Genomic DNA, 481 nt, shown 5'->3' with positions numbered 1-481 from the left:
GTCCTGCAGGCCCTCGATGCCGGCGATGCTGCGCCGGGTGTCGTGGCGCAGGTCGGTGTAGCGCACTGCCGCGGACAGATAACCGCGCGCGTAGATCGCGTCCAGGTAACCGCCCACATCCAGCGCACGCACGTCGCCGGTGAAGCTGGAGGCGCCACGGGCCTTGGTCGACATATCCGCGGCCGCCACGCTCACGCCCAGGCCGACACGGTCATCGGCCAGGCGCGTATCGGCACCGACCACGATGCCGCCCACGGTATGGCTCATCCCGGCCACGCCAGCATCGGCATCGATGCGGCCATGGCTGGCGAAGCCGCGTGCCCACAGACCGTGGCCACGCTGGCCATCACCGCTGGCCCCCGCACCTGCTGCCGTCGGCTCGACCAGATGCAATGCCAGCTGGTTGAACAGGGTGCCATGGCGCATGCCCGGCTGTGCCGACATCGACTGCGCGACCTGCGCGGCCAGGCCATCGGCATCC

1 protein-coding gene is annotated in these 481 nt (G+C 70.5%); it reads right to left on the bottom strand.

All coding sequences use genetic code 11. The annotated features are described in order from the left end of the window. A partial coding sequence (locus AC06FB_RS18855; RefSeq protein WP_478053985.1) for an autotransporter outer membrane beta-barrel domain-containing protein occupies positions 1–481 on the bottom strand: 481 nt, incomplete at both ends.

Source organism: Stenotrophomonas sp. Steno-C15 (assembly GCF_056393265.1).
The sequence above is the reverse complement of the archived record's forward strand: the minus strand, read 5'-3'. Positions and strand labels throughout refer to the sequence as shown.